Source organism: Dictyobacter aurantiacus (assembly GCF_003967515.1).
Taxonomy (GTDB): domain Bacteria; phylum Chloroflexota; class Ktedonobacteria; order Ktedonobacterales; family Ktedonobacteraceae; genus Dictyobacter; species Dictyobacter aurantiacus.
In genome coordinates this window covers 1,905,385-1,931,539 of the sequence record NZ_BIFQ01000001.1, presented here as the reverse complement: position 1 = coordinate 1,931,539, position 26,155 = coordinate 1,905,385, and the positions used below count along the sequence as shown (strand labels likewise).

At 46.5% G+C, this 26,155-nt stretch carries 29 protein-coding genes; 22 read left to right on the top strand and 7 right to left on the bottom strand.

The window, feature by feature from the left end:
- Positions 1–49: 49 nt before the first annotated feature.
- Positions 50–4,642, top strand: coding sequence for a dsDNA nuclease domain-containing protein (locus tag KTT_RS07720; protein WP_126595426.1), 4,593 nt, complete (start codon positions 50–52; stop codon positions 4,640–4,642).
- A gap of 396 nt (positions 4,643–5,038) precedes the next feature.
- Here the strand turns inward: KTT_RS07720 and KTT_RS07715 are convergent, their stop codons facing one another.
- From KTT_RS07715 to KTT_RS07705, 3 genes are read right to left on the bottom strand one after another with little or no spacing between them, the layout of a single operon-like run.
- Positions 5,039–5,692 (bottom strand): NUDIX domain-containing protein, encoded by a 654-nt coding sequence (locus KTT_RS07715; protein ID WP_126595425.1) that lies wholly within the window; start codon positions 5,690–5,692, stop codon positions 5,039–5,041.
- 19 nt (positions 5,693–5,711) lie between these two features.
- Positions 5,712–6,131, bottom strand: coding sequence for a hypothetical protein (locus tag KTT_RS07710; RefSeq protein ID WP_126595424.1), 420 nt, complete (start codon positions 6,129–6,131; stop codon positions 5,712–5,714).
- 19 nt (positions 6,132–6,150) lie between these two features.
- Positions 6,151–6,402 (bottom strand): hypothetical protein, encoded by a 252-nt coding sequence (locus KTT_RS07705; RefSeq protein ID WP_126595423.1) that lies wholly within the window; start codon positions 6,400–6,402, stop codon positions 6,151–6,153.
- Between the two features lie 718 nt (positions 6,403–7,120).
- On the opposite strand from KTT_RS07705, the gene KTT_RS07700 reads away from it, so the two are divergent.
- The gene (locus KTT_RS07700) at positions 7,121–7,768 is read left to right on the top strand and encodes a hypothetical protein (RefSeq protein WP_126595422.1); all 648 of its coding nucleotides are present in this window, start codon (positions 7,121–7,123) and stop codon (positions 7,766–7,768) included.
- 308 nt (positions 7,769–8,076) lie between these two features.
- Here KTT_RS07700 and KTT_RS37510 read toward each other — a convergent pair whose 3' ends face one another.
- Positions 8,077–8,829, bottom strand: a complete 753-nt coding sequence (locus KTT_RS37510) for an acyl carrier protein (RefSeq protein ID WP_126595421.1) — start codon at positions 8,827–8,829, stop codon at positions 8,077–8,079.
- A 183-nt stretch (positions 8,830–9,012) separates the two neighbouring features.
- Between KTT_RS37510 and KTT_RS07690 the strand changes: the two genes are divergently transcribed.
- Positions 9,013–10,656: a DNA methyltransferase gene (locus tag KTT_RS07690; protein ID WP_126595420.1), complete on the top strand. Its 1,644-nt coding sequence runs from the start codon at positions 9,013–9,015 to the stop codon at positions 10,654–10,656.
- Between the two features lie 118 nt (positions 10,657–10,774).
- Here KTT_RS07690 and KTT_RS07685 read toward each other — a convergent pair whose 3' ends face one another.
- Genes KTT_RS07685 through KTT_RS07675 form a run of 3 tightly spaced genes read right to left on the bottom strand, consistent with a single transcriptional unit; the run spans position 10,775 to position 12,667 of the window.
- Positions 10,775–11,326, bottom strand: a complete 552-nt coding sequence (locus KTT_RS07685) for an HD domain-containing protein (RefSeq protein WP_126595419.1) — start codon at positions 11,324–11,326, stop codon at positions 10,775–10,777.
- A gap of 28 nt (positions 11,327–11,354) precedes the next feature.
- Complete coding sequence (gene ispF / locus KTT_RS07680) at positions 11,355–11,885, bottom strand: 2-C-methyl-D-erythritol 2,4-cyclodiphosphate synthase (RefSeq protein ID WP_160145717.1); 531 nt, start codon at positions 11,883–11,885, stop codon at positions 11,355–11,357.
- The gene (locus KTT_RS07675; RefSeq protein ID WP_126595417.1) at positions 11,882–12,667 is read right to left on the bottom strand and encodes a GntR family transcriptional regulator; all 786 of its coding nucleotides are present in this window, start codon (positions 12,665–12,667) and stop codon (positions 11,882–11,884) included. The genes ispF and KTT_RS07675 overlap by 4 nt, the downstream gene beginning before the upstream one ends.
- A gap of 576 nt (positions 12,668–13,243) precedes the next feature.
- Here KTT_RS07675 and KTT_RS07670 point away from each other — a divergent pair.
- The 19 genes from KTT_RS07670 to KTT_RS07585 all read left to right on the top strand — a co-directional run bounded on the left by KTT_RS07670 (position 13,244) and on the right by KTT_RS07585 (position 26,155).
- On the top strand, positions 13,244–13,540 hold the full coding sequence (locus KTT_RS07670; protein WP_126595416.1) for a hypothetical protein: 297 nt from the start codon (positions 13,244–13,246) through the stop codon (positions 13,538–13,540).
- Between the two features lie 162 nt (positions 13,541–13,702).
- Positions 13,703–14,776 carry a hypothetical protein gene (locus KTT_RS07665; RefSeq protein WP_126595415.1) on the top strand — a complete coding sequence of 358 codons (1,074 nt, stop codon included), beginning with the start codon at positions 13,703–13,705 and terminating at the stop codon, positions 14,774–14,776.
- A gap of 21 nt (positions 14,777–14,797) precedes the next feature.
- Positions 14,798–15,304, top strand: a complete 507-nt coding sequence (locus tag KTT_RS07660; protein WP_126595414.1) for a hypothetical protein — start codon at positions 14,798–14,800, stop codon at positions 15,302–15,304.
- Between the two features lie 227 nt (positions 15,305–15,531).
- A complete protein-coding gene (locus tag KTT_RS07655) occupies positions 15,532–15,750 on the top strand; it encodes a hypothetical protein (RefSeq protein ID WP_126595413.1) in 219 nt (72 codons plus the stop codon).
- 123 nt (positions 15,751–15,873) lie between these two features.
- Entirely contained in the window at positions 15,874–16,455 is a 582-nt protein-coding gene (locus KTT_RS07650) for a glucosaminidase domain-containing protein (protein WP_126595412.1), read from the top strand.
- A gap of 169 nt (positions 16,456–16,624) precedes the next feature.
- Positions 16,625–16,882 carry a hypothetical protein gene (locus KTT_RS07645; protein ID WP_126595411.1) on the top strand — a complete coding sequence of 86 codons (258 nt, stop codon included), beginning with the start codon at positions 16,625–16,627 and terminating at the stop codon, positions 16,880–16,882.
- Positions 16,879–17,433: a DUF488 family protein gene (locus KTT_RS07640; protein WP_126595410.1), complete on the top strand. Its 555-nt coding sequence runs from the start codon at positions 16,879–16,881 to the stop codon at positions 17,431–17,433. Before KTT_RS07645 ends, KTT_RS07640 begins: the two co-directional genes overlap by 4 nt.
- Positions 17,434–17,455: 22 nt before the next feature.
- The gene (locus KTT_RS36120; protein ID WP_160145716.1) at positions 17,456–17,623 is read left to right on the top strand and encodes a hypothetical protein; all 168 of its coding nucleotides are present in this window, start codon (positions 17,456–17,458) and stop codon (positions 17,621–17,623) included.
- Between the two features lie 74 nt (positions 17,624–17,697).
- Positions 17,698–18,060: a hypothetical protein gene (locus KTT_RS07635; RefSeq protein WP_126595409.1), complete on the top strand. Its 363-nt coding sequence runs from the start codon at positions 17,698–17,700 to the stop codon at positions 18,058–18,060.
- A 24-nt stretch (positions 18,061–18,084) separates the two neighbouring features.
- Positions 18,085–18,609: a hypothetical protein gene (locus KTT_RS07630; protein ID WP_126595408.1), complete on the top strand. Its 525-nt coding sequence runs from the start codon at positions 18,085–18,087 to the stop codon at positions 18,607–18,609.
- 11 nt (positions 18,610–18,620) lie between these two features.
- The gene (locus KTT_RS07625) at positions 18,621–18,809 is read left to right on the top strand and encodes a hypothetical protein (RefSeq protein ID WP_126595407.1); all 189 of its coding nucleotides are present in this window, start codon (positions 18,621–18,623) and stop codon (positions 18,807–18,809) included.
- Between the two features lie 60 nt (positions 18,810–18,869).
- On the top strand, positions 18,870–19,679 hold the full coding sequence (locus tag KTT_RS07620; RefSeq protein ID WP_126595406.1) for a 3'-5' exonuclease: 810 nt from the start codon (positions 18,870–18,872) through the stop codon (positions 19,677–19,679).
- A gap of 48 nt (positions 19,680–19,727) precedes the next feature.
- Entirely contained in the window at positions 19,728–19,961 is a 234-nt protein-coding gene (locus KTT_RS07615) for a hypothetical protein (protein ID WP_126595405.1), read from the top strand.
- Between the two features lie 441 nt (positions 19,962–20,402).
- The gene (locus KTT_RS07610; protein WP_126595404.1) at positions 20,403–20,606 is read left to right on the top strand and encodes a hypothetical protein; all 204 of its coding nucleotides are present in this window, start codon (positions 20,403–20,405) and stop codon (positions 20,604–20,606) included.
- Between the two features lie 46 nt (positions 20,607–20,652).
- Positions 20,653–21,468 carry an adenine nucleotide alpha hydrolase family protein gene (locus KTT_RS07605; RefSeq protein WP_126595403.1) on the top strand — a complete coding sequence of 272 codons (816 nt, stop codon included), beginning with the start codon at positions 20,653–20,655 and terminating at the stop codon, positions 21,466–21,468.
- A 45-nt stretch (positions 21,469–21,513) separates the two neighbouring features.
- Positions 21,514–22,314 carry a DNA cytosine methyltransferase gene (locus tag KTT_RS37635; protein WP_126595402.1) on the top strand — a complete coding sequence of 267 codons (801 nt, stop codon included), beginning with the start codon at positions 21,514–21,516 and terminating at the stop codon, positions 22,312–22,314.
- 478 nt (positions 22,315–22,792) lie between these two features.
- Positions 22,793–23,620, top strand: coding sequence for a DNA adenine methylase (locus tag KTT_RS07595; RefSeq protein ID WP_126595401.1), 828 nt, complete (start codon positions 22,793–22,795; stop codon positions 23,618–23,620).
- A gap of 220 nt (positions 23,621–23,840) precedes the next feature.
- Positions 23,841–24,104, top strand: coding sequence for a hypothetical protein (locus KTT_RS07590; RefSeq protein WP_126595400.1), 264 nt, complete (start codon positions 23,841–23,843; stop codon positions 24,102–24,104).
- Positions 24,101–26,155, top strand: a complete 2,055-nt coding sequence (locus KTT_RS07585; protein ID WP_174844782.1) for a hypothetical protein — start codon at positions 24,101–24,103, stop codon at positions 26,153–26,155. The genes KTT_RS07590 and KTT_RS07585 overlap by 4 nt, the downstream gene beginning before the upstream one ends.

Sequence of the window (26,155 nt, the reverse complement as noted above, 5' to 3'; positions counted from 1 at the left end):
TTATGTTTAATCGCAACTAGCAACCGTATTTGAAAACAGAGGTAGTATAATGGCTAAACAAAGTCCACAACAAAAAAATCAAGGCGGTTATCAGCAAGGGATTTTTCACACACCTTCTATAGATAGTGTTTTAAACACAACCGATCCAGGTGATGATATACAACGCCGATTTCGTTATCAACATGCTTATGGTATTGTTCTCCTTGTTGCTTCTATTAATCAAAAACTACCATATCAAGCTATTATATGCGAGAACTATGAAGATTTGGTTGGAAAAATAGATAGTGATAATTTTGATGTCTATCAAATCAAAACTCGGCAAAGTGGATTGTGGACCCTATTAGATGATGACTTCAAGCATAGTATAAAGCGCTTTATTGAGTTAGATCAGGAATTTCCTGGAAAAATAAATGGTTATTATTTTGTCTCCAACATTGGCCCAGAAAGCAGTAGCGCACAGCGCAAACTGGGGCGTAACCCACTAAAACTTTTACAGGCGGTAGAAAAAGCTACTTCTCCAAGCCTTTTAGATCCTCCCTTTAATGAATCTTTTGACGTTCTCTGTCAATATTGTCAGTGTAATCCTCAAGATCTTATGTCTGTGCTCAAGAAGCTAAAATTAGTTAGAGGGCCAGGACTAGATAGTTTTGAGGCCGAAATTGCGCAGGACCATTTGTCATCTCTAACCGTCTGCCAGGATCTCTCTGCACTAGCTTTAGCTGTATTGCGTGACGACTTAATCGCAATGATATATAAAGCCTCCTCACTTAGTAGTAACGATCCTGCTCGTCACTGGTATGGCCTTAATGAAGCAGAAAATAAAAACCCACAACTCCTGGCAAAAAAAATCACAATAGAAAACGTTCTTGAGCTTATTCGCAACAAATACACACCTCACTCTATCTCAAGCGAGCATACACATGCGTTAAACGAGCGTTTACAAGAAGTGATCGGCTTATATTTAGCGGCCTCGTTTAAAGAGGATCAGGTTGCCAAACTTGACCAAGCAGGTGAGACTGACTCGGATCGTACCACGCTATTACACCAGGTTTTTGTTGATTTGGAAATGAAACCTCGAAAGGATCAGCCCAATCCTCCCAGCATTGCCCTCTTTGGCAAACGCTCTCGGTATAAACGGGTATCATTATGGGCAGAAGCCGAACGAACATCAGAAAGAGCTTTAATTGGTCGGGAAAAAGTATTGTCTGCAATGAATAGTTTTGTGAAAGAAATCTTCACACAGTTTGTCATCATTGGTGGACCTGGACAGGGGAAGTCAACACTGGGGCAATATTTAGCTCAAATACATAGAGCAATCTTGCTCCAGCGAGAAGATGAACTTTATCAAGATCTCCCAGGAGGCAAAGCAGCGAAAAAACGATTACGACCCAAAACTAAGCGTATACCTTTTCGTATTGTTCTTAAATATTTTGCTCAATGGCTTGCTGATAGCTCCGAACATGAAACAGTAGAAGCTTATATAGCTGAACAAATATGTAAAAAAGCAGCCTGTCCACGTGAAGTTGATGAAAAGATTATCCATGAGATACTACGAACACGTCCAACTCTCCTCATCTTTGATGGCTTGGATGAAGTAACTGAACAAAATCTTTGTGATCAGATGCTCTCATGTATTACTGAATTTCTTTCACGAGCAGAACAATTAAGGGCAAACATGCAAGTGATAGCTACTTGTCGCCCAACTAGCTATAAAGACCAGTTCTCTCCCGACAACTTTTGGCATATGGAACTCCAACCTATGTCGGTAGAAAAGGTCAATGAGTATGCTGCTAACTGGATCAATATAAAGGCAGCCTTATTAGAAGAAGAGCAGCGGCGTATTAAGCAAACCTTAGACGAATGCCTTAATGAAAGACATACACGTGATCTGTTAACAACTCCTCTACAGGTCACTATCATCCTCTTAATCATTAAAGATCGAGGTCGTCCTCCTTCTCAACGAGAAGCTCTTTTTGAAAAGTATTGGACCACTATTTTAGATCGAGAAAAAGCTAAAGCACAAGGCATGATTCTCACGGATGACCTATTGCTCTTTAGTCTACATGCTTATATGGGATACTTACTACATAGAAATGCTGCAACGGAAAATACACGTTCTCTTTTACCTGCCAATGAATTTGTTCAACTAGTATGTCATTTTTTATATTCACAAAACAATCGTTTATCCGCGCAAGCAATTCAGCAACGAGCTGAGCAGATAGTTGAAGAAGCAAGGACACGCTTGGTTCTAATTGTTGAGCCGGAAAAAGGTTTTTTTGGATTTGAAATACGATCATTACAGGAATTTTTTGCGGGAGTTCATATCGCTGAAACAGCCAAGGATACGAATCAGCGCTTTGCCCGTTTCAAAGCCATTGCTTATTCACAACACTGGCATAATGTTGCTTTGTTTGTAGCAGGTCGTATTATCAATTACTATAGAGGTGAAGCCGCAAATATTCTTGAAATATGCCGTCAAATTGATCGAGAGTATCCTGATACATATCTACGCCGAGGTGCATGGCTTGCATTGGATATAGTAGCAGATGGCGTATTTGGTTCATATCGCAATTTACAATTAAGTACATTGGAACATGCTTTAACTGTGTTTGATGACGATATAACACCCAAAAACCGTACTTACCTTAGAGATGCATTACAAAAACTCTCCTTAGATGATTACCGTGAAATTCTAAATGTATTGTTCAAAAAGAACCATTTGCCTATCCTTCATACTCAGCTGCTAATGGTTATAGATATATATGGGAAATCTATAGGAGCTGATCAATACTTTATGCGAGCTCTAGAAATATTATTGCTTAGTAGTCGTGAAAAAGTCATCATAGAAGCATTAAATCTAGGTTTTCTTTATAAAGTGAAACCAATATGGTTGTCTGAACAATTAAAAGTACATTGGCAAGTTTGGACGAAAGAAATACATAACACTTTCAGGGTTTGGTGGAGCACTAATGCACATTATACCCAAAAAGTTCTACAGGCTTTACCTTTATCGGAAGAGCGAGCTAATGAATTAATGAACTGTCTATTTGATTTGGGAATGTACTACTATTATTATAACAGTTTCAAACTTGAAGTATTAGACGATTTGACATCTTTTTCCAGTCAAATAAACCTACTTATGCAAATTATCCATCTATCAGGAATGATCTCGATTATGAGGCAATCAACATTAAGCCAAATTTACACGTTAAAAATTGATACCTCTCTCAAAATTTTTCAAGTTAATATTAAGCAACTTAACAAAGAAGAGCGATTTATGAAATTAATTCCGCCTGACGTATTAAGTCGGCTTCTCAGTGATTCAAAATTGATGCCCCAATTAAGGGCTTGTATTTGGACGCTATATTGTGAAATTCATATACTGACATCCTCGGAGATCGATCAATTTCTAGCTGAGAGTGACATATGGATAGCTAATCAGAGATCGTTCGTATCTTATTTCAGATCTCGTTCTTCACCTTTACTTAATCTTATACTAGAAAGACACATGCAACAAGATCAAGTAGGAGTTGCTTCTCTCAAACCCTTACTTAATGAACAGCAAGAATTACTTATCGGCCAAAAAGTAAATAAAGCTTTACAGAAAGATCTATCAGTCCTTTCTTCTGAAGAACAGTTTTTTAGCATTCTTAGTAACGACTATGTGGTGGATAGGTTTCCAGAACTGGCAATTATTGCTAAAGATTTAGGGATAACTATTTCAGAGATTATAGATGTGTATTTTACACCAAGTCTTCAAACATCAGAAATATCTCCTGTCCTCTTAGAGCAAGTAATCTTATATATCAAAAGCGTACAATATCGACCACAAGGAAATTCATTTTTACTAGAATACATATTGACTAATTTTTCAAAGCAATTGAATCGTAAAACGATTGAGCAGGGAATACAGCTGCTTCATGTATTAATAAAAAGATTGCCTGATCATATTGAAAGCTGTATTAATCTTTTCCTTAATTTGCTTACCCTTGAAGCTATTCCCTTGACTGTAGCACCTGCAATATTAAGTTATATAGAAAACGAGAATATTTTGAGAAACAGTTGGTCAAGAGGAGTAAGTGGAGTAAGTATGCGACAGCAACGACTCAATTTGCTAAATATTTCTCTGGAATATCTAGCAAATTTGGCGAAATTTGTCAACCATACAGATAATAAAATACAACAAGGCGCTATCATCTTTTTTGCAGCGTTGCTTGACTTAGTATTAGAATTTGATTTTATGGATGATAAGTATAATACAAAATTGGTGGCACTTGGCTTTGATTGGCAACTTTGTCTATCTCTCATTAGGGATACAAATATAATTAACAGGAGAAGAGGTATTCTTCTGTTGACTTACTCTCCTTTTCCAATTACTGAACCAAAATACTTTGATGAGCTATGTAGTGCTCTCTCCAAATCGCAAGATGCGCAAGAAATAGGAGCATGGGCGATCTTTTTAAAAAATTTCATCATCAAAGATTATGAGAAGAAAACCTTACTAAATTTGTTAGAAGCAATATTAGATGCTCCCTATCGCTACGCTTCTGATATCCGAATCGCAGCTAAGGAACGATTTACAAGGTTAATAAGTGAAGTTGACCCGAAAATTAAAGAGGGAGTTGATTTAGGTCTTCCATGACATATAGTATCTATTAAAAGTTAATAGGGAAGATTCTACTATGATTATCTGGCAGCACAGCAAAGGGATGAATCTGTAAAATATTTGATCAGAGCTTTGCACAATTGTGACCTCTCCCCTACATGGTTTTATTCAATCTTGTTAGAGTGGACGATATCGGCAAATTTCTTTAAAAGAAAATCAGAGATAAGCATGATCTAGTTTTGTCAATGCTACCTCTGATTTTTATTACCTGGTTACGGGTTTTCCAGCTTTGTTCCTAAGGCATGCCTGAAAGCCTAAAACAAGTAGCTAGGGTTTGCGGCGGCTCAAGTCTAGCTCGAAGGAGTCTATGGCTTATTGGCTTGACATTTAATTGTATAGAGATCCTTATCTAGAAGCAAGCAATCATTAAGATTAAGCCATTGAGCGTTCTTCTGATTGATAGTTGGCTGCCTGGTCTTTTCTTTTACCTGTAATCGATTGGATATGGACTGGGCAAACAGCGAGACTGTTATATTGCCAGTATGCTGTATTTGGGCAACGCGTACCGGAAGCATTTTTTACTTCACATTGAGAGGCGTTTATTTTCTCTAACTTTAAAGCCTCATGGTAATACGAAGTAAAAAACTGGCTCAAGGCCATACGAAGTAGTTTGATATGATTGAATGCTAGCTCTGGAAGCTCTTGTAGATTCTCAATAGAGTACCACTGCACATGGGAAGCATCGTCGCCAGCTTCGATAGTGGCCTCCGGGCTTAGTGGCTGTGACAAAACGTAGAGTAGGCAAACATACTTGCCTCGTGGGTCTTCAAAGTCTTGGAGGGTTTGCACTTGTTGAAACATATGCAAGGGGATATCCAGGCCCGTTTCTTCCTTGACCTCGCGTTGTGCAGCAACCTCTAGTAATGGATCATCGATATCCAGGTGGCCGCCAGGAAGCGCCCACGATCCCTTATATGGCTCTTTCTTGCGTTGGATCAGCACCACTTCCCATCCGGAATGAGAGGGCGACAGGCGTGGAATAACAACATCAACCGTAACTAAAACGCCCTGTGCTTGATCAGACATAGTGATGGTTTCCTTTCACCTATATCGCTGCATTATCCATATTCATATACGTCTCATAAACAAGATGCTTTAGCTCTGGCACCCCTGGGTGATTTCGGGCTGGACCACTTTCTAATTTTCTTAAAAATTTTCGTACCCAATTCATCTGGCGTCGTGAATGGCATTGATACGCGAGTATGAAACCTTTACGTGCCAGCTCCGTCCCCTTCTTCATATCACCGGCGTCACAAAATGTTTGCGCCCTGCTGATTTCTAAAAGAGCAGGCCAGCGAGGTGTGACAGAGTTCGCACTAACCAGGGCTTGCTCTGCCAGTTCGAGATAAGGGATGGCCTCTGTAGGCTTGCCTAAATCGCGATAAATCTTTCCTCGTGTCTCATAAATTTCAAAAGGAATAGACTCTTTTTTTGATGCATCTATTCCCTCGACCCTTATAAGCATATATCACACAAGTAAAAAGTCACTGGCCCATGAGCCATTTTCGACGGGCGCTTATAGCCCAGATAAGCATTCCTAAAAACCAAAGAACTAAACAAGTTGCCATGAGGGCCAGATATGTCATTACGACGGTAGAGAATGTGGGGAAAAGGTCCGAATGCTCATTGAGCGGAAAAACAGCCCACGATGTGAGGAAAATAAACGCGGCAATGCTCATAAAACTAATGCCAAGTTTGTTGGGTCTTTTGAGTGCTTCGCGCCATGGAATAAGCATAAAACTTTCTCCTGGTAGAGTTTAATGCAATTATAGCACGAATGTTACACATTTGGAGGAGGTGCCTATGAGGCAAGCGATAGCAATTAAGGCAGAACTGCGCCCCTCGGAAAGTGAACCTATGGCGACAGTTGGTCAAGGCGTCTGAGCCTGTTTTGTTTCTGACGCTGACGGAAGCAGGGCAGACGGTTGAAGAGGCGACTAGGGCGCTGACAACATTTATGCAAGCCTTGCGATGTGGGTCAAAGGGTCGATTTCGAGGCCATGTTGGTGCTCATCTGGCGTATTCAGTGGAGTACCGTGCGGTATTGGAGCGGCATGCGAATGTAGATACACGGGATGATGTGTCCGTCCTAGATAATAGAAAGGTTGAAGGAGGCGAGGGGAACAAGGAACAGGAATGGGATATGTTTTCTCAACTTTAGCTTTGATTTAGTCACTTTTTTAGAAGGTGGAAAGTATCTAAATGTGCTTTCCACCTTTGTTGTTCTGAGATTGTGATATTCCCGTATCTAAATGTGCTTTCCACCTTTGTTGTTCTGAGATTGTGATATTCCCGTATCTAAATGTGCTTTCCACCTTTGTTGTTCTGAGATTGTGATATTCCCGTATCTAAATGTGCTTTTTCTGTAAGGTCAGTGACTTATGTTAAAGATGTTCAAATAGGAAAGATTGTAGCTAATGTGGTTAACAGGATTTGTGGCGAAGGGAGTCGATAATGATAAAGAAACCTACTGATCAAAAACAGAAAACTGATCAAGAAGAGAAAAAGGACAAGATACATGTTCAAGTGGATGTACCAATGCCACTAGAGCCGAGTAGCTCTGATACCAAACCCACACAAACTGCTCTCATCGCGGCTGTTGGCACTATCCTGGTTGCTATTATCACATATATCTTGTCGCCTCTTGTTGTAACGAGTCCTCACCAGCTACCTTCTTCTTCTACAAGCACCGTTTTAGTTTCTACAGGTACAGTTCCAAAACAGCAAATCCCTCCATATCAACTGCCTACCGATCAGCCTTCTCCAGCACTAGAGCAGCTTGCAAAGTCCTTAATTAGACAATATTACAGCGATATAAACAGTAAAAATTATGAGAAGGCTTATAATCTTTGGCGGGATTATCCTTCCAAACCGAGCATTGCTGAATTCGCCAAAGGGTATACTTTAACACAGCAAGTTACTGCTACTTGTGGAAACGCTACTATTCTTGAAGATGGAACAATAAAGGTTCTTGTTCAAGTTGAAGCACTAGAGGAGATAGCCTCTAGTACGAAGCCGAGGATGTACTCAGGATACTATGTAATAGGAACCCAGAATGGAGAACTAAAAATTTTCTTTGGCAAGTTGGAAGCAAATCCGTGAATAAGTAATACCCGATTTTAGCGCAATAGTCGTTACAGACCCTTGTTACACACTGCTGGGAATCTATTTTGCCCCCACACATGGTTTTTGAGAAGTTGTGTTTTTAGGCAGGTGGCATAAAGTAAGGCCGCAAGCACTTTTAGTTAATGCTTACGGCCTTTTCGTTTAGTCGGGGTGAGAGGATTTGAACCCATGACCATCTGTTTTTGGTTATGTTCTTGTGTATTTTTCAAGCTTGCAATTGGCGCTTTTTGTGCTCTAACATTTTTGGTTTAGTGAAGACCTTTGCTGATGTTGCTACAGAATTGCTACATTTTATTTTCCTCACCTAACACCCCTTGCAACTCTAAGTAAGCCTGTATCGCTCCGATCTCCATTAAAAGCTCCAGATGGTCATCAGGTATTTCCAGTTTGAATACCTCTTCAAAGGTCATAAAAAGTTCAACCAGGTCCAGAGAGTCAGCATTTAAATCTTCCACCAATGAAGCGCTGGGTATGACCTCTTGTTCATCCACACTCAGCTGGTCACAGACAATTCTTACAAGGCGCTGATCTATATGAGTGACTCTCTTTTGCCTTATGGCTCTAGCCAGTTGTTGCCACTCTGATAACTCAGGAGAGGGAGGAGCGATAGTTGCATTTCTTTTGCGTTGGCCAGGCGCTGCGTTTTTACTCTTCTGATTAGTAGCCTGTTTTTGTTGTGGTGATGGTATTTCAATCACTGGTACATCTATAACTACTGATTGTTCGAACATGATTGTATGATCACTGATACCCTGTAGAGTATGACTTAGTTTGAGATAGGCTGGCTGCTGCATAGCTTCGTGGAGAGAGGTTGCGTCTTCGAAAAGTAAGATTACTCCATGTGTAAACCCTTTGTGTTTAAGGCTTTGATTTTCCCCTGCTGATGCTGACAGTAGGTGACGAATACCCTTGGGCAGTTTTTGAACGCTGTCAAGAAAATTTTGTACTTTTTCATCAGAGGCTTCTATTGTTGGCTGGAAAAGCAGAATTTGGGCCATAACAGTTTTAGCTTGAGTTTGCTGCTTTTTTTGTGGCACTTTACTACCTCTTGTTTCTCAAATACAAATAGACAATACAAAACTTAATTTATCATATATTTTCAATAATTTCATTCTTCAGGTGGTCTTTATCATTAAAAGCAAATAAATGTTGAGCGAGCTTTTATTGACATTAATGATAGGCGGTTATATGATGCCAGAAATATACGGAGGGAGGCCGGAATGTCATCAGAGGCTATTAATGAGAATACACTGTTTTATGGGGATAACTTAGATATTTTACGCCAATATATTGCGGATAATAGTGTTGATTTGGTGTATCTTGATCCTCCTTTTAACTCTAATCGCAATTACAATGTATTGTTTAGGGATGAGAGCGGTAAGGATAGTGAAGCACAGATTACTGCGTTTGAAGATACATGGCATTGGAATGCCATAACAGAACAAATATATAATGATTTAAGAATGCAGGCCCCCGATCATATATCTAAAATGATAGAAGCTTTGTGTGGTTTTATTGGTCGTAGCCAGATGATGGCCTATCTTGTGATGATGGCTACGCGACTAATAGAGTTACATCGTGTTCTTAAACCAACTGGTAGCATATATTTGCACTGTGACCCGACATCTAGTCACTATTTGAAAATTATGCTCGATACTATCTTTGGGCCTGAACGTTTTCTCAATGAAATTACATGGAAACGAACCACAGCCCATAATGATCCAAAGCGTTATGGCAGAATACAGGATAGATTGTTGTTTTATTCTAAATCATCTACCAAAGTATTTAACCATGTTCCAGGCCTTTATTCTGAAGAGCAACTTAGCAGGTATAAATATAAGGATGAACATGGCCCTTTTCGTGCCGAGAACCTAACAGCTCCTCATTTTTCTCCAACGCGTACTATTGAATGGCGGGGAACTCATCCTGGTGCAAATCGTCAATGGCGCTTTTCGACTGATGAATTAGAAAGGCTGTACAGTGATGGGAGAATTCTTTTGCAGAAAGATGGTAGACCTCGCAAGGATGGCTACAAAATATACTTAGATGAAGCAGGTGGCCCTGCGCTACAGGATATTTGGTTAGATATAGGAATTAGCCCAACCGCAGGTGAACGTTTAGGGTATCCTACTCAGAAGCCTCTTGCTTTATTAGAGCGCATTATATCGGTCAGTAGCAATCCCGGTGATGTTGTGCTTGACCCTTTTTGTGGTTGTGGTACTGCTGTTGCAGCTGCACAAAAATTAAACCGCAAATGGATTGGTATTGATATAACCCATCTTAGTATCGCGCTCCAAAAATATCGTCTAGAGGATATGTTTCCAGGTATTCAGTTTAAGGTTCGAGGTGAGCCAAGTGATTTAGGGTCAGCTCGTCAACTTGCTCAAGAAGATCGCTATCAGTTCCAATGGTGGGCACTTTCGCTCATTCGTGCTAAGCCTCTTGGTGGCCAGGAAGGAAGTAAAGAAGGCAAGAAGGGCAAAGATAGAGGTATTGATGGTGTAATCGCCTTTATTGATGATGCTACTGGTAAAGCCAAGCGTGTACTGGTCCAGGTTAAGTCTGGTCATGTGAAATCTGGTGATATTCGTGATCTACGGGGAACTGTACAGAGAGAACAGGCTGCTATCGGTGTATTTATAACGCTAGAACCTCCTTCCCGTGATATGACCACGGAAAGTGTGAGCGCTGGTTTTTATCATTCTGTTGGCTGGGGACAGGATTATCCGCGCATTCAAATATTGCCTATTGATGATCTCCTACATGGTCGCGCTCAGCTGAAAATGCCTCCACAATTCGGGACGTTTAAGCAGGCATCAAGAGTTCAAAGGCGCATAGCTGAGCAGCCTGAGCTGTTTGGCTAAGGAAGTGACCTGTAGAGAAGCTATTGTTCATTCTATTCCAGTTGAGCAGGAGCTTAAATAGTTTTCTCTATTTTATAGAGCACAATAAAGGCACCTGGTTACAAAGTGCCAGGTGCTTTTACTTATGTATAGTTAATCGTTGCTCAGTGCGTCGAACAGCTTCTGCAAGGAAAGGTTCGGCCTGGTGAATAGCTTTAGAGACAATATGGTTTTTGTCGTAGCGTCTATAAATGTCAGCAAGGCGCTCCGAAAAAGAAACCCTGTCCCCTTTACTATTTGTCATCATATCGCAGTAAATTAGTGCGTCAGCCACTGGTGAATGTTCAGGTTCAAACTGGTGCAACTCCTGAGATAGACCTCTCAATTCAGCTTCAAATCTAGCTTCTGAATGGTAAGCAACAAGTGAGGCCAGGCGCTCCTGTTCCTGCTGACGCAAATAGTAGGCACCATCGATAGGGTGAAATCCTGTACGTTGAAGGTCCGGCGCATAAGCGATGTCATGGAGGTAAGCTGCAGCAATAAGGTAGCAGCGATCTTCCTCATTGAACACACTGCCAATTTCACGCGCCTTTTCGACCACACTTTGAACATGAAGCCAGCGATTTCCTAAGGGTGATACATAAATTTCTGCTTGCTGTGATGCCCAGATAAGAAGCTCTTTAATATCCATTGCATGATCCCTCATGATAAGATACAAGTTATTTAGAAGACTGTTTTAAGAGTGCAACATTAACTTGAGTTTCTATTCCTTGCTGTGATCCTATCACTCCTTTGCCCTCGAATGTCTTACCTTGAATGCTGATACGGTCTAGATCAATTTGTAATTGTTGGGCAATGTTCTCTTTCATTTGGGGATAGTATGGTTTTAGTTTTGGTTCCTCTGCGAGGATAACCACATGCAAGTTGATGAGTGAGACATTTAATGGCTCCAAAAGTTTCTCTCGGATTTCACCCAGGTAGGTTATTGACCTGGCATCCGTTATACTATCTGCATCATCAAACCAATCTGCTATATCTCCCTCTCCCAACGCTGCTAAGAGCGCATCAACTATCGCATGAGAAACCGGATCACCATCACTGCGTTTGACGTTAAAGCCTTTATCAAATGGGATTGTCACTCCACCCAGGACAAGAGGGCAATTGCTATGCAGGCTGTGAAAATCTATACCTGTACCTATACGTAGCTGCTCACTGAGCATTTTTGTAAGTAAGTTGCTGTCTTCTTTCATGCTTTTTTCTCCCCGTTCCATTCAGTGATGTCGTAATCATACGTGAATATGTACAGAGCAGCGACTGCAATGATGTGAGCAAACTCAACTGGTCTATTCACATTTGTCTGAACCGTTCTATCAACTGCAACTATCGGTGCTGATGGTGAAATTTTTAATAGCTGACGTTCACTTGGCGTAGCCAGGCGTGCGATCAGATTTTCTTTTGCATGCGTCACTTTTATTTTATGACGCTCTTGTAGCCATTGAAATAGGGGTTTATCACCAATGTTAATGGTGAGCAATTCACCAAATAGATCGGATGGATAGTAGCTCTCTATTAAACGATAGGGAAGATTATCTGCTATTTGTAATCTGTATCGTTTGAACACCAGATCACCTTCTTTTATTTTTAATTGTTCTGCTATCTGGGTATCAGCTGCTACCAACGATGGTTGCTCAAGAAATTGTACTTGAGGTTTTCTTCCTAATCGTTCCATATCCTTAATGAAGGAGCCAGACAGGCGCAATTCACTAGCAGTAACCGCATTACTGATTTCTCTTCCTTTATCTACTAGTATGCGTTCTCTTGTTCCTCCTACGAAGGATCCTCTCGACGGGTGCCGGGTAATAAGCCCTTCACCCTCCAATATTTCTAACGCCCGTCTAACCGTCATACGACTAGTATGATACTCTTCTGCAATGTCACGTTCAGAATTAAGCCTGGTGCCACTCTGAATCTCTTCACTCATGATCTTTTGCCTCAGGCTTTGAGCAATGTCTTCTGCTTTTCCTAGTTCCATGATGGCCTCACTTTAACATTAAAAATAATTTTTGGTATAGACCGGTATTGACAATGTTCTGGTTTACGTGGTATATATTGGTATAGACCAAATTTGGTATAGACCACAATATACCAGTTGAATGAAGTCTATCACAATTTTGGACTGATTAATAGCACATGAACAACTGCATAAAGCTAGGGGTGCCCTGGTCCGCTCTTTGAGTAGTTTCTCTTGAAGAGTTGCCTTGAATGTATGGGAAGGGTCAAACAGCTATCAGATAGGAAAGGAGGTGTGTTTTTCTGGTGGTACGTGGCAGAAACCATGCAGCTAGTCGAGCAGTGGCTCGGTCGATGGACATGCGATGAGTAACAGGGATATGCATGAAGCCAGGTGACAGATGGTGAATTGCAGAAGATGCATTATAAAGGATGCAGTAAAGCGACGAGACGGAACGTCACTCCACCCCTCTTCGGTATTTCTCAATTGCGACCTGCGAAGGTTGATCCTGCCAATTTCATCTCTGGAGTTGGCAGCAGTGAGCCTTAGCATCTGCGCTTTGGTTTGTCATCTTCAACAAAGGAGACCCTTTCTACTATGGCTGATGAATTGTCCGTGAAAAATGCCGCCCAACTGGCGACATTCGTACGCGAGGAAGACCTGGAAGACCTGGAGAAGTTGAGCAAAGACCTGGAAGACTACGCCCACAAAGCCCGTGAAGATGGTCGCATCTACCTCCTCCAGCAGTACACCCGCTTGATGGCGATCGTTGACCCTGAAATTGATCGCGTTAAGAAGCGTTTCAAGCGTGAAAATCTTGCGTTCTTGCGCAAAGAGGAGAAGCGCTTGAAGAAGGAGCGCAAGACCCAGAAAGACTCTGGTGGCGAGGCTTAATTCATGGGTGTTCTGACTTTGTGGCGACATTGTTTTTTGTCGTGGGAATGCGAAAAAATGTCGCTACATAGTCACAACAGAGCGCCTTAAGCTCACCTTTTCCCTTCTTTTTTTGTTTTTCTTGCCAACTTTTTTATAGTTTTGTGAAAGTGAGTTGAATGAATGGACACGACGACACAAACTGGATCGTCACCAGGTGACAACGATCAAAACGATCAACAGAATGCACCTGATCCGCAGACGCAACCTCTTGACCAAAGTGCTCCAGAGCCGAAGCGAAAAAGCCGGATCGGTGCTTTTTTGAGCAATCTTTTCACTATGAGTGAAGAAGATGAACACAAACTGATTGACCTGGCAGAGCGCCGCCGGAAAAGTAAGCGCAACGCGAACGCTCACGATGAGGATGAGGAGAAACCATCTGAAATAGAGCAGCTTGCTATCAATGCAGAAATGAGCGTTGGCGAACTGGTCAACGTATTGAGTCGAGCGACAGGCGATGATCAGGAAGTGATCGATAGTTTTGAGGATGACGCAGAACATCCGGCTGGAAGTGCCGTGCGCAACTTCTTCATTGCTTTCTTTTATGCCGTGCCTGCTATTGCGGCGCTCATCATTGGTGCTGCTGTTGGCGCTGATTTTGCTGGTGGTTTTACCTGGGCCGCTGCCCCAGTGATTTTCCTCTGCGTACTGTTTGAATCGATTCCCGTGATCTTGATGCTAGCCACATCACGGCTCATTAGTCGGGTGATGTCTGGTGTGCGCAAAGCTCTTGGTGGTGCTGTTGTCATTGGCTTGCTGTTTATCATTGTTGCCCTGGGCAGTGCCGCTGCACAATGGATCCTCTTTGCCAATGCTGATTTGACCAAGACGCCTGTGCTGATCGGTGCTATTGTGCGTACCTTTGCGCTTCCACTGGCGGAAATCGCCGCGGCTATTGCGCTCCCAATCCTGCGCAAGAAAAATCTTGATGAGCATCTGGCGGTGCTGAAAAAGAAGAATGATGCGAAGATCACCATGAATCGCGTCCGTATCCAGAATGAACTGGACACGATTAACGCGGCCATCAAGACAAAGAGCGATCTTCAGAAAGAGCAGGATTATCAGAAGAAACAAGACCTGGCCAACCGGCTGATTGATTTGGTCACCGGGAAAATCATCAAAGATGCTGAGAAGTCGCTCAATGATGATCAGAGCCAGGACTATGGAAACAGTTATCGGCGTGATAGCCGTCGGTAACTGTTTCCGGAAGGAGGAGACATGGAAGGCGCTCCAACAGCACGACAGATACGATCCCAGCGAGACCGGGTGGCGCGACAATTTGAGCAAGAGTTAATACGGCTCGGCGTGGTCGTGGAGCGCCGCCTTTCCAATTATCGCTATATTGTGCGTGACCTGATTGAGCATAAAGTCTATCGAGCAATTGTCCTGGTCACTAGTTTTGACTACTACGAATATCGTTTAAACGTCGGTCAGAAGCGTATCGACATGCTCATTGTCCAGCGACATAATGCGGTGGTTCCTGTGACGGTCATCTCACTTGAGCAAGTGATGAAGGTGGCCCCTCTTGACGCTCCAACGCTCCATCGTGAGCATGCCCTCCGGCGCAACCATGAAGAAGCGAATCTCTTACTGAGTAAGTACATTCTCAACTTTGAAAGCGCATTCGAGGAGCTTGCGAAAATGAACCCACGGACAAAACAGCGGTATGATCGACGACGTGAGTTGTATCTCAAGAGTAAGCAGGGGAGACCCTGGGCCAGTTAATAATGTTGTACAGAGCGCTTGACCGACACCATGTCAAGCCTTTTTTGTTTTCCTTATGAGAAAGGAGCGGTTCATATGCAACTCAATGAAACTATTGTGACGGTTGCATCCATGCTGATTGTGTTTGGTTTTCTTGCCTTCAGACTTTGGGTAGAACGAAAGAAATAACCCTGCTGTGTCGTCAAAAACAGTTTGTGCAGCTGTGCGCTGCGGAAAGGATGGATGGTATGCCATTGATGCTCACTCTTGGGATCGTCAGTATTCTGGTAATCTTGTTCGTCTTTGGGACCATCGGCAATACGAAAGACCCTGTTAGCCGCCTGGTGGTGGTCATTGGGATTGCGCTAATTGTTGTGATTGTGCTCTGTTTCTCCACAATGAGTCACGCCATACTCAACTGGTTCTCGTCCACGTCTCTGTGGCATGCCTTCGTTCAGGCAAAATAAAGCGCGGTTCTCTACACCTTCTCACCAGTCAGAGCAACCGCGTTTGTGAGATCTTTTTAAGCCCACCGCTTCTATCCAGTATAGCATAAGCGGTGGGCATTTTGTGAATATGGAGGTTCACACATGTCCTCTCGATCTTCAGGCTTTCTCCTTTTGATTATCGTGGCCGCTATCGGTTACGTTGTGCTTGCCCCGATGCATCCCACGCAGGCGGTGAAAACGGCCCCCGTTCGCGTACAAACGTCGTCTCTCTCGGATCGTATTCTTGGGCGGCCCAGCGTGTCAGCTGCCTTCATGAATACCGTGTTAGCCCGCGCCAACTCACCGGCGAAGGGGCTCGGTGACGCGTTGTACCAGCTGGGGCAAGAAACCGGGATTGATCCCGTCTATGCCCTGGCGTTCTTCCACCATGAAAGCTCATTTGGGCTACGCGGCGTGGCGGCAACGACGCACAGCCTGGGCAATATCCGCTGTACCGCCGGGTGGACGTGCGATCCGAGCGGTGGCTATCGCTCCTATGACACCTGGATACTAGGGGCCGAAGATTGGTTCAACCTGATGCAGCATGTCTACATTGATCAGGGGCTGGATACGGTCACAAAGATCATCCCCAAGTATGCACCAACGGCAGATAACAACAACGAGCGCGCCTACATTCAGTCCGTATGTGATGATGTCGCCCGCTGGCGAGCAGGGCAGGTGTAGCCATGCAATATACACCGTTACGCACGCAGCAAGTTGACCGGGTTTGCTTCATGTGCCATCCCATAGGTGATCATAACCAACCAGTCCTTTGTTCTCTCCATGCATTCCTGTTTTCCGTGCGCCTCTTCTGCTTTCTCATCCGAACGCATCAGCTGAGGAGGTGGCCACGATGATCATGGTCTCTCTCTGGGCAATCCTCTTCCTGCTGGTGATGTGCGGGCAAAGTGCCTTACTGGTCTGGTATGCTTGGCCAGCGATCCGGCGTATGGTGCATTGCCCCTGGTGTTGGCAATCCTGCCATGTGATGAAGCACTATCCGCCCCGCTGGTCTTCTACGATGTGCCCATATCACGCGCATCGCATTCAAGCACAACTAGCTCTCAAACGTGCCCAGCGCCTGTCACATGCGTGCGAGGTCGCCAGATGATGGGATCGCTGGCGACCTTTGGGTATGCCGATACACGAACCTTGCACGAGCTGCAGTGGGCCATGCGCGTCAATCCGTACGCCGTGATCATCGATACGCGTCTGGTGCCGTATTGTTCTTGGTCCTCGACCTGGCAACGCCAGTCTTTAGAAGTGGACTGGGGCCAGCGCTACGTCTGGCGAGGTGACTGGTTAGGCAATGTCAATCATGCTGATCCGAAGAAGTCAATCCAGTTGGCGCATAAGCAGCAAGGTATTGCCTGGCTCGTGCGTCAACTGGAGCGCGGTTTGACGCTGATCTTATTGTGTGGCTGTCAGCAGTATGAGCGCTGTCATCGCAAAGTGATTTACGATCTGGTGAAGGTCCAGTTGGGTGCGCGGTTGCATGATTTCCAGTTGGGGCAATCCGTGCTGACACCCCAGGGGCCGGGCATCATTGATCCGACTATTCCCCTTGATGTCCACCGCGCTCGCAACCGCTATGCGGTGCATTTCCCGTGCTATCACCCGCAGCGCCATTTCTTCCCTGATGAGTTGTCCCCTCTATCCTGAATCTGTTTTCAAGGAGGTTTCTATGTCTTCGTCCATTCACATTGTTCAACAGGTGCCCGCCTGGTGGTTGGCCCTGGTGGCCTTTCTTCAAGGTTCTATTCTGCTGTGCTGGTTTCCCTTTATCATCCTGATCGCGTTGGTCTGCATCGTGGCGATGAAAAAGCCCAGCAAGCACAGACAGATTGACTAGTCGAAACCGAACATATCCAGCGAGGGGCCTTGCAAAGCAGCTTTGTGGGGTTTCTCGTAGCGAGGTACATGCGTATGACACAAACGCGTCCCTGTGAGGGCTTCTGTCAGACCTGCCCTGATCCGCAAGAGGTAGCATACATACTGGAGCCACGTGGCTTCTCCCTTCATTTCCAATTGAACTCTCAACACTCCTACAACCTGCCCGATTTGCCTGCGCAATATCATTATCGCGATGCCCAGGGCACCGAGGTCATCTTCCTGGCGGGGAAAGATCATCCAGAACCTGGGACCCGCTTCCCTGCGCACCAGTCTCGCTGGTGGGTCTTCTGTGGGTCCAGTCATTTTACCTTCAACCTGGTCGCGCAAGAACTGGCATCCCATTGGGGTATTGCCTGGGTAGGTGATCACGCGCGAGCAGAGCAGTCCATTGCCTAGTTGTGAAGAAAGAAAGGGTCTATCATGCATAAACACCGTGAAGTCTTGCCCCCTGACTATCATATGACGATCGCTGAGATCGAGCGGCGGTTCTACCCACTGAGTTTCTTCATGAGTGAAGACGGTCGACACATAGAGAGTCTCTCCGCCTACTCCTGGTCATTTGAAGGCAGATATAGTATTCCCCCTGCGGTTGGTCCTCGCCACACCACCGACGTGGTGTCGTTCCCAACATATGCCGATGCCGTCACGTTTTGTCATCGTAAACAGGAAGAAGTGGATATGTTTCTTGCCTGGGAGAAGAAGGCGGCCCGCTGTGAAGTCTATCCTGAGCGCAATGCCTGGTATGCGCAGGAGATTGAGCAGCTGACGGGAAACCTTCCCGTTCTGTATGGGACCCTCTTCAAGGCACATGCGGTGGTCATTGATACAAATGGAACCTGGTATTGCGAAGACGCTCCGGCGCTCGATGAAGCCATGATCCATTTGTATGAGCGTGTATATGCAGAGAAAACTTCTGTATCCAGCACAGAGCCGGTATCAGCGTAAAAGGAGCGGATATGCGTAATCGTGACTATCGTCCGGAGCCAAAGAGGCACCGGGCTCGCTGGTTGACCGTGCTGTTAGACCTCTGGTTTCTCTTTGGCTTCGTGCTTGGCCACCAGACACAGAGCTATGAAGCGTTTCTGATCATCTGCATTTCTGGTGCCATCTTAACGATCACGCACCTGATGTTTGTCCTGAAATAGATAGAGCAGCCCTTCTCAAGGAATTGAGAAGGGCTTTTGTCGTGAAATGAGGTAACGCTTATGACAACATCTTCTTTTATTCCGTCGTCTTTGATCTCGCTACTCAACCAGGAGCGAGGATTGGGGCCGGTCCGTCAGATGGACGATCTACAGGCGCGGCTCCAGCGGCGTGGCATGATTATGCAGCAACTTCGCCAGCTGGAAGAGGCTGTTCGTGATGCTCAACGACAGCTGCGCACACTCCCGCAACTGCCACCGCTGAAATGTATCCAGTGGGCGCAAGCCATTCAATCCCTGCCGAACCTGGTTTTTCTGGAAGTGGATACCACGGGGTTATATGAGGATGCTGAAATTATCCGCCTGGTGGTGATGAGTATTCGAGGGAACATACTTCTTGATCGCCTGGTGACGCCATCGCGGCCGATATCTCGCCAGATCGCCACCATCACCGGCATCGAGCAGGGAGAACTTCAGGTAGCTGGTATTCCGATCACCGATGCGCTGGCCCAGTTACGGCAGGCCATTCGAGGGACGTACCTCCTCTCCTACAATCTGGAGTTCGATGAATGCAAACTGAGGGAGGCCGTTCAGCGTCATCAACTGGATGACATCACCATCATCGGAGAAGATCTGATGACGCGCGCCATGAGTTATCTGCAGCTCTCCTCCTATCCGAAGCTCGAACATCTCTGCAAGCAGATTGGCCAGCCACTGCCACCACAGCCACTCCAGACAGCCCTGGACCGTGCTCATGGTCAGATCGCTGTCCTGTATGCCATGGCGAATGCCGCTCTCACTGCGCCAGGCACCCCAATCGTACAGAGCTCCGACACCGATGATGACGATGAACGCGATGAGCACCCCTTTTAGCTGCCCTGAGCAGAACATGTTTACCTCCTCGTTGAAAGGAGCTGACCCATGTTTCGAAGTATCCTTGATCTGTATCGTTCACCGTCAACCGGTGAGTTATCACCGCTGGAGCGCGATCCCAATGTGTGTTGCGGATGTGATGAGCCTTATTGTGATGGCTGTGGGTCATGTCACACGCCAGGCTGCCGATACGTGCGCGTCGTCTGTGCCCAGGCGCAAGATGCACTCATGAATGTTCCTAGAGGTAGTGAGCCACCGCCACGGCGACGCCGCTGGTTCTAGTCGTATGGCCCTCGTAGCAGCTGCTATGAGGGCTTTCATTTTCCATCATATGGGAGGGAGAGAGTATGGCCTGGTTTACGTCATCGAAACCGAAAAATGAACCCATGAAGCTTGTCCCGCAGGATGCGAAGGTGTCAGCTGCTTACCCTGATCAGTGGTTGTATGAAAATCGTGTCCTCTGTGAGTGTGGCGCACCGAAAATAATCATCGGAAAATGTAAGGATTGTGGACGGCGTGTGTGCCATGATTGTAGCCTGCAGCATCGGACGAGCCGGGGAACGTTCATTCTCATGTGTCGTTCTTGTGCTTTATGTTATTGATGCTGGTCACGTTTTCTGGAATCTCTCATCAGCCCTTATAGTCCATGCTGTAAGGGCTTTTTCTTTCCTTCAGTTATGCCAATTCATGTGAGTTGGCAGAATTGAGTGAAAGGAGCAAGCGATGCCTTACAAAATTCTGTACAGCAATGTCGATGGGGCGGGATCTAGGGGTGGAACCTGGGAGAAAGAGAGGGAAGCGATTCAGGCTGCGAACGCTCTGCAAGAGCGATCTGATACAAACTGCAATCCCTGGATGTATCAGTATCGCGTTGTGGATGAGCAAACCGGTCGAACGATCCATCGGACGAAGTCGCGTATCTCGTAGCGTGACAGAGGAGTTCTGATGTTCAATGCGTCAGAGAGTGAGTAAGATGAATCAAACGTATACGGTGTGTCATTTAAACAAGAGTAACAATGAAGAGGTTGCATCACATCTTCATGCTCGCTATTCCGTGTCGCTTTCTGGTGGCCTGGCCAGTGCGGTAGCAGTTGAACGCGTGATCCAACGCTATGGACGGGAGCAGGTGCTCCTCTGGTTTGCCGATACGCTCTATGAGGATGAAGACCTGTATAGGTTCCTGCACGATTGTATGCAACGCTGGCAAGGTATGCTGTATTGGTATACCGATGGTCGTACACCGCTGGAGGTGGCCGCGCAAAAGAAGCTTATTCCATGCAATATGGCAGCACCATGCAGCTATGAACTTAAGGTAAAGCCCTTTCGTCAGTTTATCCAGGCGATGCCGTCGTTACCAGTGGTTTACATCGGATTAGATCGCTGGGAAAAGCGCCGCCTGGTCAGCGTCCAACAATCGTATGCACAAGCCATTCCTGCAGCTGTGGTGGACTATCCATTGTTGTGGGAGCCTGCTGAAATGCGCCCACTGGTTGATGTCTGCCGCCAGGATTGGGGAATAGAGCCACCGCGCTTATATGCTCTTGGTTTTTCTCATAATAACTGTGGCGGCCGGTGTGTGCGCCAGGGTATCCGAGAATGGGTGAGGCTCGGCACGCATTTTCCTGAGCGTTACCAGGCATGTGAAGACTGGGAACAAGAGCAGCGTGCCCAAGGTGGTGCTCGTGCGAAGCGGAGCTTTTGCGCTGTTCAGCGCAACGGAACAAAACAAGCGCTCCCTCTGGCCGATATTCGAACACGGTACTTTGATCATCGTGAACGACTGTTGTAAGCCTCTTTGCATCAGCAGAGGGGCTTTTTTTATGAGGTGAAAGTGATGTCACAGATATTGACTGTGGGTTCACTCTTCTCTGGTATTGGTGGCCTGGATCTTGGGCTAGAAAGAACAGGAAGGTTTCAGATTGCGTGGCAAGTCGAGATCAACGAATACTGTCAGCAAGTCCTGGCCAAACACTGGCCAAACACTCCCAGGTATGGAGATGTACGAAGAATCGGAGTCGATAATCTCTCGTCCGTTAACCTCCTCTGTGGTGGGTTCCCCTGCCAGGATATCTCCATTAGTAATACCTATAAACCGCAAGGAATACAAGGACCGCGAAGTGGACTCTGGTCTGAGTTCTCTCGTCTCATTCGTGAGTTACGACCCCAGTACGTCCTCGTGGAAAATGTCTCAAAACTTCTTGATCGAGGAATGGGGCAAGTTCTCGCTGATTTGGCCTCGTGCGGGTATGATGCAGAATGGCAGTGTGTACCGGCTGCCGCCGTTGGTGCGCCTCACGTCCGTGACCGGATATTCATATTGGCCTACCCCTCAAGCTTCCAATGGCAACAAATTTTGCGAACACCCAACTGCCAACAAGGAAGTAGCAATGCTATGGGGTGGACGAAGAAAAAGCGGTGCACGAGTTGGGAGAGCTTTGAATTGGCACCCCGATATTGCCTTGCAGGGTTGTGGTCACCTCAATCCAGAGTTCAGCGAGTGTCTGATGGGGTTCCCCATCGGATGGACCGACTTAAATGCCTAGGCAATGCTGTGGTACCTCAAGTGGCTGAGTACATTGGTTATTGTATTGCGACCTGGCATGATAATCATTCAATGTTTGATAAGCCCTCTTAGCAAGTGCAAGAGGGCTTTTTGTTTGGAAGGAGATGAGTATGCATTATTCAACCCGTGAATTGTTCCTGTTTGCCCTCTGGTGGTTTTGTATGGGAGTGATGTGCTGTTGGTTGGTGATCGCTTTTGTCTTGCATTTTGCCGTTTAATGGACGGGGGTTCGGGGCTAGTAACACGCGCTCCCGTATTCATTAGTTTCTCCTTACGGAAGTGTTTGAAAAGTGATGATGCCGTGATGAACAAAAAGCATACACATACCTGGATCACCTGCCGGGTGTTTCGATGGTGCGCTGATTGCGCCTACCTCGAACGCACGCGCAATGGTGAATGGGTAGACGCATATGCAGACTGGAAGCGGTCTGTAGCCCAACATAAGGCGACTATTATGGTACAGGAGAGGGGTCCTGTACCACCCAGACAACGAGAGCAGCCACCAATTCAACAGATGATGCTGTTTTGATAGCAAGGAGAGCAGATACGTATGTCATACGAGCAGAGCACTGCAATGCGCATTGATCCCATTTTGAAGTACCCTGGTGCGAAGTGGAAGCTTGCTCCCTGGATTGTCTCGTTTTTTCCTGAACACAGACATTACATCGAGCCGTATGCGGGGAGTGCGGCTGTGTTCTTCTCAAAACCACCTGAGCAGCATGAGGTATTGAATGATCTCAACGAGCACATTGTCAACTTTTTTACGGTGCTTAGGACACGGAGTGAGGAACTGGCCAGGGCTATTATGCTTTCCCCTTTTAGTGAGGCAGAATATAATCGGATTGAGCGCCACTTGTCCGACGGCGATGAGTTGGAGCGTGCACGCCGTTTTGTAATGCGGTGTTGGCAGGCTCATGGAGGAACCATTTATCAGGTGTCTGGCTGGAAGCACAATGGCCTCTCTGGTCGTGCCTACCCTGCCAGACTCTGGCAAAAAATACCAGAGCGTCTTCTGATCGCAGCTGAGCGCTTACAAAATGCGGAAATCCGATGCAAGCCCGCCCTGGACATCATCCGGTACTACGATACAGAAGATTGCCTGCTGTACATCGATCCGCCTTACCATCTCCAGACACGTGGACGCAAATACTACAGCCACGAAATGAGCCACCAGGATCACGTAGACCTCTTACAAGCTTTGCTGGCCCACAAAGGCATTATTGTGCTTTCTGGGTACGCTCATCCGCTCTACGATGATATGCTGGCCAGCTGGGAACGCTTTGAAATGCCAAGTGTGACCGAACACGGCAATATTCGCACTGAAGTGCTGTGGATGAATCGACCGGTCGCACAGCATCAACAGGTTTCCTTGTTCTAACAAGTGTACGTTTGCGCGCTCTTATAGCTGATGCTGTAAGAGCTTTTTTTGTGAGGTGAGCATGTTCAGAAAAAAGTGTCAACGCTGCAAACTGCGTCCCATCTGCCCAGACTCCTGGAGCTATTGCCGCCGGTGCTTGGGCATTCTTCGGGCCAAAGCGACCTATCACCAGCATGCCAGGCCGTAGCGGCCATGGGCATTTGCGTGAGAAAGGAGGGATATGACCACTTTGATTGCGGTCTACAACGCTCAGGGATGTGTCGGGAGGTGTGATGCTCGCTGTTATGAAGCCGTCACCCCTATCTGTACCTGTATCTGTGGCGGCCGCAACCATGGAGCAGGCAGAGATAAGAGTATTGAGAATACCAGAGAACTGGCACAGCAATGGATTGCAGCCTATACCCAGGAGCATCAGCTGGGGAAGGTCTCAACAGAGATCCATGAGGAATGCCAGCAACCAACATTATGGAGTAGTGTGACATGAGTAGTGCGCAAGCTGCAAATGAAGCCTTGATGGCGAAGGCCTCCCAGATGTTGCAGGTAGATGGATTGCCTGGAGTGCTCATTTCGAATCGCCCCTGGCGAGAATTAGCGCTGGAAGCGGTGACCCATCTGCAAACGACACGAACCCAGATTTATGTACGCCATGGCCAGCTGGTACGCATCCAGCGCAAAGAGGATGGCTCCCCATTCATTGATGCGCTCACCGATGCTACACTGAAAGGCATCCTGGGCAGGTGCATGAACTTTGTGAAGATTACGGCCAGGGGGCCAATTCATGTTGCTCCACCTGACAATGTCGTTAAGGATATTCTTACGATGGGTGAGTGGCCATTTCCTCCCCTGGACAGCATCATTGAGTTCCCCATTTTTCGCCCGGATGGCACGCTGATCGACACTCCTGGGTACGACGTGGTGACCAGGTCGGTGTATGTGCCGCTCGCATCGCTGAAGATCCCGCCCGTTCCTGAGCATCCCACTGAAGTGGATATCATGAACGCCCAGGCACTCATTGACGAGGCCATTGGTGAGTTCCCGTATGAAAATCAGGCCAGCCAGGCGAATGCTATTGGTTTGATGTTGACGCCGCTCATTCGGCAGTCGATCAATGGCCATGTGCCCCTGGCCTTGATCGATGCTACGCGACCAGGCACCGGGAAAAGCCTACTGGCTGAGACGGTGGCGCTCATCGCCACCGGCCGCAAAGCGGAGATGATGACCGCGCCCTACGATGATGATGAATGGCGCAAGCGCATTGCGTCTACGTTGTCAGAAGGTGCGACGATCATCATCATTGATAATGTGAAAGCGAAAATCCAGGCGGCGAGCTTAGACGCGGCCTTAACCTCCTCGACGGTGAAAGAGCGTATCCTGGGGCAGAGTAAAAATGGCGTCTATGCCCAGCGTGCCACCTGGATGGCTACGGGCAACAATATCCAGATTGGTGGCGATCTGCCGCGGCGCTCGTACTGGATACGCATGGATGCGCACACGGATAAGCCGTGGACGCGCGGCAACTTCAAACACAATCTCTATGAATGGGTGCCGCAGCATCGAGGGGAGCTGATTGCGGCTCTGCTGACGTTGGCGCGTGCCTGGTATGCAGCTGGGTGCCCAAAGGCGACAGTACCGCAAATGGGCAGCTTTCAGCCCTGGGCGGATACTATTGGTGGCATTCTGGCGCACTGCTGGATTGACGGCTTTTTGAGCAATCTCAATGAACTGTATGAGCAGGGGGATGATGACGCGAAGCAGTGGGCTGTCTTCCTGCATACCTGGCGCGACTTCTATGGAGATCAACCCGTCCTAGTGTCCACGCTGACCAAGGATATCAAGTCAGGATCCTTTGATGATGGCGATACAGGGCTTGGTGTGGCGAGCCTCTATAACGCGCTACCTGATGAGGTCTCTGATACCAAGAAAGGAGATTTTAAACGCAAGCTAGGAAAAGCGCTCTCTGCCCGTATTGGGACGCAGTTTGATGAGAGTGGTTTACATCTTATTAAGGCTGGAGCGGATACACGGAGTGGCGCTGTGTACTGGTCCGTTGCAGGTTTGCAGGTTTCGCAGGATGCTATTCCCCAAAAAGAGGAAATTTCTTATATCAATACCCCTTTAGAAGGCCTGGGGGGCGGTTTGAGTGGGGATATTCCCCTCAAAAACGATGTTGACCGTGAGGAAAACAAACCTGCGAAACCTGCAAACCTGCAAGAGTTCCAGGGGCTAGCAGTCGATGAGGTAGGCCAACCGCTGCAGCATTTCCAGATTGTGATGACGCCGCGGGGTGAAGGGTTCATCACGGTAAATCTGCCGCGCTGCGTCAATGTAGCGCTTTATCTCTCACAAGAGGAGGTGTCTTTTCGAACAGAGGCCGAGATTGCGCAGATCTGGCCGCTGCATCAGGCAACTGGTCCCGATGAATGGCCGTATAATATCGCCTCGCTCACTGATGAGCACATTCTTCAGCTGGGCTACCCATCGCGTGCGGCGCTGGGTTATCCGCCACCGTCTCCACCGCTTGACTCTCTCCAATGA

Excerpts from the sequence above, each read along its gene's own strand:
- KTT_RS07720 (WP_126595426.1), top strand. The coding sequence starts at position 50 with ATGGCTAAACAAAGTCCACAACAAAAAAATCAAGGCGGTTATCAGCAA.
- KTT_RS07715 (WP_126595425.1), bottom strand. The coding sequence starts at position 5,692 with ATGTCTGATCAAGCACAGGGCGTTTTAGTTACGGTTGATGTTGTTATT.
- KTT_RS07710 (WP_126595424.1), bottom strand. The coding sequence starts at position 6,131 with ATGCTTATAAGGGTCGAGGGAATAGATGCATCAAAAAAAGAGTCTATT.
- KTT_RS07705 (WP_126595423.1), bottom strand. The coding sequence starts at position 6,402 with ATGCTTATTCCATGGCGCGAAGCACTCAAAAGACCCAACAAACTTGGC.
- KTT_RS07700 (WP_126595422.1), top strand. The coding sequence starts at position 7,121 with ATGATAAAGAAACCTACTGATCAAAAACAGAAAACTGATCAAGAAGAG.
- KTT_RS07690 (WP_126595420.1), top strand. The coding sequence starts at position 9,013 with ATGTCATCAGAGGCTATTAATGAGAATACACTGTTTTATGGGGATAAC.
- KTT_RS07685 (WP_126595419.1), bottom strand. The coding sequence starts at position 11,326 with ATGGATATTAAAGAGCTTCTTATCTGGGCATCACAGCAAGCAGAAATT.
- ispF (WP_160145717.1), bottom strand. The coding sequence starts at position 11,885 with ATGAAAGAAGACAGCAACTTACTTACAAAAATGCTCAGTGAGCAGCTA.
- KTT_RS07675 (WP_126595417.1), bottom strand. The coding sequence starts at position 12,667 with ATGGAACTAGGAAAAGCAGAAGACATTGCTCAAAGCCTGAGGCAAAAG.
- KTT_RS07670 (WP_126595416.1), top strand. The coding sequence starts at position 13,244 with ATGGCTGATGAATTGTCCGTGAAAAATGCCGCCCAACTGGCGACATTC.
- KTT_RS07665 (WP_126595415.1), top strand. The coding sequence starts at position 13,703 with ATGGACACGACGACACAAACTGGATCGTCACCAGGTGACAACGATCAA.
- KTT_RS07660 (WP_126595414.1), top strand. The coding sequence starts at position 14,798 with ATGGAAGGCGCTCCAACAGCACGACAGATACGATCCCAGCGAGACCGG.
- KTT_RS07655 (WP_126595413.1), top strand. The coding sequence starts at position 15,532 with ATGCCATTGATGCTCACTCTTGGGATCGTCAGTATTCTGGTAATCTTG.
- KTT_RS07650 (WP_126595412.1), top strand. The coding sequence starts at position 15,874 with ATGTCCTCTCGATCTTCAGGCTTTCTCCTTTTGATTATCGTGGCCGCT.
- KTT_RS07645 (WP_126595411.1), top strand. The coding sequence starts at position 16,625 with ATGATCATGGTCTCTCTCTGGGCAATCCTCTTCCTGCTGGTGATGTGC.
- KTT_RS07640 (WP_126595410.1), top strand. The coding sequence starts at position 16,879 with ATGATGGGATCGCTGGCGACCTTTGGGTATGCCGATACACGAACCTTG.
- KTT_RS36120 (WP_160145716.1), top strand. The coding sequence starts at position 17,456 with ATGTCTTCGTCCATTCACATTGTTCAACAGGTGCCCGCCTGGTGGTTG.
- KTT_RS07635 (WP_126595409.1), top strand. The coding sequence starts at position 17,698 with ATGACACAAACGCGTCCCTGTGAGGGCTTCTGTCAGACCTGCCCTGAT.
- KTT_RS07630 (WP_126595408.1), top strand. The coding sequence starts at position 18,085 with ATGCATAAACACCGTGAAGTCTTGCCCCCTGACTATCATATGACGATC.
- KTT_RS07625 (WP_126595407.1), top strand. The coding sequence starts at position 18,621 with ATGCGTAATCGTGACTATCGTCCGGAGCCAAAGAGGCACCGGGCTCGC.
- KTT_RS07620 (WP_126595406.1), top strand. The coding sequence starts at position 18,870 with ATGACAACATCTTCTTTTATTCCGTCGTCTTTGATCTCGCTACTCAAC.
- KTT_RS07615 (WP_126595405.1), top strand. The coding sequence starts at position 19,728 with ATGTTTCGAAGTATCCTTGATCTGTATCGTTCACCGTCAACCGGTGAG.
- KTT_RS07610 (WP_126595404.1), top strand. The coding sequence starts at position 20,403 with ATGCCTTACAAAATTCTGTACAGCAATGTCGATGGGGCGGGATCTAGG.
- KTT_RS07605 (WP_126595403.1), top strand. The coding sequence starts at position 20,653 with ATGAATCAAACGTATACGGTGTGTCATTTAAACAAGAGTAACAATGAA.
- KTT_RS37635 (WP_126595402.1), top strand. The coding sequence starts at position 21,514 with ATGTCACAGATATTGACTGTGGGTTCACTCTTCTCTGGTATTGGTGGC.
- KTT_RS07595 (WP_126595401.1), top strand. The coding sequence starts at position 22,793 with ATGTCATACGAGCAGAGCACTGCAATGCGCATTGATCCCATTTTGAAG.
- KTT_RS07590 (WP_126595400.1), top strand. The coding sequence starts at position 23,841 with ATGACCACTTTGATTGCGGTCTACAACGCTCAGGGATGTGTCGGGAGG.
- KTT_RS07585 (WP_174844782.1), top strand. The coding sequence starts at position 24,101 with ATGAGTAGTGCGCAAGCTGCAAATGAAGCCTTGATGGCGAAGGCCTCC.